Source organism: Nodosilinea nodulosa PCC 7104 (assembly GCF_000309385.1).
Taxonomy (GTDB): Bacteria; Cyanobacteriota; Cyanobacteriia; order Phormidesmidales; family Phormidesmidaceae; genus Nodosilinea; species Nodosilinea nodulosa.
On sequence record NZ_JH976538.1, the window covers coordinates 247427 to 251231 of the forward strand.

Annotated in this window: 8 protein-coding genes and 1 pseudogene; 4 read left to right on the forward strand and 5 right to left on the reverse strand. The window is 52.0% G+C overall.

Annotated features, from left to right (window positions below; translation table 11 throughout):
- From LEPTO7104_RS41990 to LEPTO7104_RS38965, 3 genes and pseudogenes are all read left to right on the forward strand, one after another.
- Positions 1-191 (forward strand): annotated as a pseudogene (locus LEPTO7104_RS41990) (hypothetical protein); the annotation flags it as partial.
- Between the two features lie 26 nt (positions 192-217).
- A complete protein-coding gene (locus LEPTO7104_RS43930) occupies positions 218-421 on the forward strand; it encodes a leucine-rich repeat domain-containing protein (RefSeq protein WP_071527433.1) in 204 nt (67 codons plus the stop codon).
- Positions 399-1064 (forward strand): ADP-ribosylation factor-like protein, encoded by a 666-nt coding sequence (locus LEPTO7104_RS38965; RefSeq protein WP_083887212.1) that lies wholly within the window; start codon positions 399-401, stop codon positions 1062-1064. Before LEPTO7104_RS43930 ends, LEPTO7104_RS38965 begins: the two co-directional genes overlap by 23 nt.
- On the opposite strand, the gene LEPTO7104_RS38970 is transcribed toward LEPTO7104_RS38965, so the two are convergent.
- The 5 genes from LEPTO7104_RS38970 to LEPTO7104_RS43935 form a co-directional block, all read right to left on the reverse strand.
- Positions 1051-1230, reverse strand: coding sequence for a hypothetical protein (locus LEPTO7104_RS38970; protein ID WP_155523987.1), 180 nt, complete (start codon positions 1228-1230; stop codon positions 1051-1053). The genes LEPTO7104_RS38965 and LEPTO7104_RS38970 overlap by 14 nt on opposite strands.
- A 74-nt stretch (positions 1231-1304) precedes the next feature.
- Positions 1305-1535: a hypothetical protein gene (locus tag LEPTO7104_RS38975; RefSeq protein WP_155523989.1), complete on the reverse strand. Its 231-nt coding sequence runs from the start codon at positions 1533-1535 to the stop codon at positions 1305-1307.
- Between the two features lie 46 nt (positions 1536-1581).
- Complete coding sequence (locus LEPTO7104_RS36050; RefSeq protein ID WP_017300680.1) at positions 1582-1920, reverse strand: hypothetical protein; 339 nt, start codon at positions 1918-1920, stop codon at positions 1582-1584.
- Positions 1921-1951: 31 nt separating this feature from the next.
- On the reverse strand, positions 1952-2830 hold the full coding sequence (locus LEPTO7104_RS0129385; protein WP_017296738.1) for an IS982 family transposase: 879 nt from the start codon (positions 2828-2830) through the stop codon (positions 1952-1954).
- Between the two features lie 71 nt (positions 2831-2901).
- The gene (locus LEPTO7104_RS43935) at positions 2902-3180 is read right to left on the reverse strand and encodes a transposase family protein (protein ID WP_017302157.1); all 279 of its coding nucleotides are present in this window, start codon (positions 3178-3180) and stop codon (positions 2902-2904) included.
- A gap of 110 nt (positions 3181-3290) precedes the next feature.
- On the opposite strand from LEPTO7104_RS43935, the gene LEPTO7104_RS36055 reads away from it, so the two are divergent.
- The coding region (locus LEPTO7104_RS36055) for a COR domain-containing protein (RefSeq protein WP_040697957.1) at positions 3291-3805 on the forward strand (515 nt) is incomplete at its 3' end.

Here is a 3805-nt window from a genome sequence, read left to right on the forward strand (position 1 = left end):
GCAGCAATGGATTGAGTTCCATACCAATTTCAATTGGCCTGCTAAGTTCTTTGGAGGTTTTTAGGATTGCCGACAATAAAATTAGTTTTATTCCAGCGGAGATGGGCAGGATTCCCGGACCTAAAGTGCTGGATTTTTCATGGAATAGATTAAAAATATTCCTCAAGAAATTTTCAAGGCTGGAGACCTGACGGAGGTCGATCTATCTGGAAACAAGTTGGCTTCTTTCCCTGAGGGTTTAACTACTCTTTGCAAGCTTGAAAAATTGAACTTATCCAGAAACTTATTGAAGTCTATTCCGGCCGAGATTGAAAATCTTAAAAATATAACAGAATTAAATCTGTCTCACAATCAGATAGCTATACTTCCTGTGGAATTGAACTGCCTGAAAGATCTGAATGAACTATTCTCCATGGAATGATTTTCTGGGATTGCCTAAAGAAATACTTGGTTCAACGTGGCAAGAGGTTAATGAGGGAGCAACAGCAAGTACTCCAAAAGATATCCTTGATTACTATTTTCGGCTGCGATTTGAGCGTACTCCACTGAATGAAGCCAAGATGATTTTGGTGGGTTTCGGCGCGGTGGGAAAAACGTCCTTGGTCAATCGCCTGATTTATCAAAATTTTAGCCCAAGATCTGCTAAGACAGAGGGCATTCAGATTACCCAGTGGCCTATTGCTCTCAACGACGCTGAAGATATCAAACTCCATGTGTGGGATTTTGGTGGGCAAGAGATTATGCACTCTACCCATCAATTCTTTCTCACCGAGCGTAGCCTTTACCTGCTGGTGCTCAACGGTCGCCAGGGCCACGAAGATGCCGATGCCGAGTACTGGCTCGAACTCATCCAAAGCTTTGGCGGCGACTCCCCCGTTCTCGTTGTGCTCAACAAAATACAAAGAGCACCCCTTCGATGTCAACCGGGGCGCATTGCAGCAAAAATTCCCCAACATTCGCGAATTCATCGCCACCGACTGCGAAACTGGACAGGGCATCGACCACCTCCTCGCCACCATCGAGCGCAAAACCGACGCCCTAGAGCCAGGGCTATTTCATTCTAAAAATGGTCTTGAGGGTATCTAGGCCAAATTTGCAGAGTCGTTCAGCCTGAGCCATATTGGAGAACTCGTTGGAGCGATAGAGATTGAGCGCGAAGTTACGCGCGACGGCAAAGATTTGCGGCAACTGATGCATGCGGATGCGCGAAGCATCTTCGCCTTGGGTCACATCCCGAACGTGGTGCACTTTGTTTTCGACGCCCCAATAGCCCCGAATGCGCTGAGCAAAGGATTCCGCTGATTCTAAAACGACGCGATATAATAGCGAGTCTCGGTTTCTCGGCGGGGCTGTCCGCCGTAGTTGAATTGGCGCTCACTCTCGACGCGCACCAGTGTCTTCAGACCTGGCCAGGGCTTGATAGTATCGAGGGTTGTGCAAAGGCTAACGACCCGCTTCTCCAGTCGCCCATGCCCTTTACTAAGCTCGGTATAGCTGGCTTCAGCGATAAAGTTGGCCTGAACGCTTTTGTGCAAGCTACTTTGATTGCCTTTGAGGGCACCCAAGTAATGATTGTTGGTGTCAAGGATGAGTTGACAGGTTTTTTTGGGTGCTAACCGCATCAAAGGCAATCACCACCCCCTTGAGCGCCAGTTGCTCGATGAATTCCGGCAAGGCTTTGATTTCGTTGGTTTTATGGTTGACCTGATAGGGTTCCAGAATCAACCCACGCTCCACTAGATAGGCACTGACCAGCAGAATGGCGGGATGCGGGGGAGAGTCAGGATTGTCACGCTCTAGTTGATACGACCCGCGTAAGACTTTGCCATCTACCGCTAAGGTTTCACCCGGTAACGCTTCAATGCCAAAGAACCGCGCTAAGGCCGCTGAATACTCCCCATAGTCCAGCTTCAGTAGCACTCGGCGAATTGTACTGTAACCTGAGTTCGGGTTAAGCCGATGGAGGAAGAGCGAAGTCAAGATTGAGGGAAGGCTTCTTGGGCTGATGGCAGTAGGCAATCAAGCCACAGATGACATTGACCATGAAGTTGGTAGGGCTGCGATGCCTGGAATGCTCAATCTGGGAGATGTTCTTGAGCTGGTCAATGACGGTTTCGACAATGGCGCGCTTGCGGGCCAGTAACTTGTCGGTGAGCCGCATCAAGTGGTTTGTCATGTTGCGCCTGGGTTTGGCAAAGAACTCGATGCCACAGGTCTCAAAGAGGCGTTCTGCCAGTGCTTTGGAGACATAGCCCCGGTCAGCAAAGACCTTGCCATAGAGGCCTTGAAGCAAGTCACAGGCGGGCTTGCGGTCGTCGGTATTGCCCGGCGTGATTTGGATGTTGAGCAACTCCCCTTGGTCATTAACCACCAGGTGGAGCTTGAAGCCAAAGAACCAGTCAACTGAGGTTTTGCCCCGAGCCGCCAGGCCGCGAAACACCTTGTGGCGTCGAATCCGACGGTTGTGGCACACCTTGAGGCTGCTGCTATCGATAAAGCTGATGCCGCTACAAGCGCCAAAACAGTGCTTCAGGTACACGCATAAGGGCAGCAGAGCCGACGGCATCCACTCCACAAAGCGGTGATAGCTGACCAGGCCAGGAAAGGCCTCTCGCCAGTGCACGCAGACATGCTTGTTGTAGAACGCCTTGAAGTTGCGATAGTGCTGCTGGTGGAAGCACACCAAGATTGTCATCACCTCGCTTAAGCTCAGCGATCGCTGGCGCTGACGGTGTTGAACGCCTTCACCCAGCAGCATCTGGTGCCATTTCGGCTCGAACTGACAGCAGAAATCATCAATGTGGCAAAACAGCTCTTCTAGACTATCCATAGGGGGGCCTGCTGAATCATTTACGTGATATCAGCTTACAGAGCCCCTCCTTTCCTTATCCCGAACTCAGGTTACTGTAGGAGGGCAGACGACCGTTTGGGCGGGTCGAAGAGGTCAATCAAATCGTGCTGGTAGCACCTGAGCCAGTCGCCAATGGACAAAAATCCTCGATTGCCTGCCGTCACTGCCAGGGTAAAAAGTGCTAGGCACAGGGCCATGTGATGCCGCTTCCCAGATGCCTTACGCACATCCGGCAGGTCCGCGAAGGCTTCGAGAATCTCAATTCTCTCAGGCCGTGCCTCAAGGCTAGGTTTCGAGCCAACGGCAGAGGATTGCGAGGGAAGATGCATAAGCCTTAGCGAAAAGGTGATCAGCCTGAAACTCTAGCATCCTCAGCCTTCCTTGAGAATGAAATGGCCCTGCCCTAGAGCACCTGCGCGATCCCTTCCCCGCCAGTTGGGTGGCGATCAAAAACAAGCTTTCCGAAATGGCCGACAACTACATATCCTTCGAGCAATATCGAGCCATTTGCCAGACCGATGGCGAAACCGACTATGGGGCGCAAGACTCCCTCGCCGTGCATCTCCACAGCCTCGGCATTGCCCTCAACTACAAAGACGACCCCCGCCTGCGCGATACCCACGTGCTCAATCCCCACTGGGTCACCAACGGCATTTACACCCTGCTCAACGCCCACGAACTCGCCGACACCAAAGGCGAACTCGAAGCCGCCTGCCTTGCCCGCAATTTAGACGCCCAAAACTACCCCGCCGAGCGCCACGGCTTTTTGCTAGAGCTGATGCGCAAATTCGAACTGTGCTTTCGCTTTCAAGACGACGAACATCGCTACCTAATCCCCAACCTGCTCGACAAGCAGCAGCCTGCTGCCGCCGCTGAGTTTGACCCGGCAGACTGCCTCAACTTTCGCTACGAATACCCGATTTTGCCCGAGGGGTTGCTGCCCCGCTTCATTGT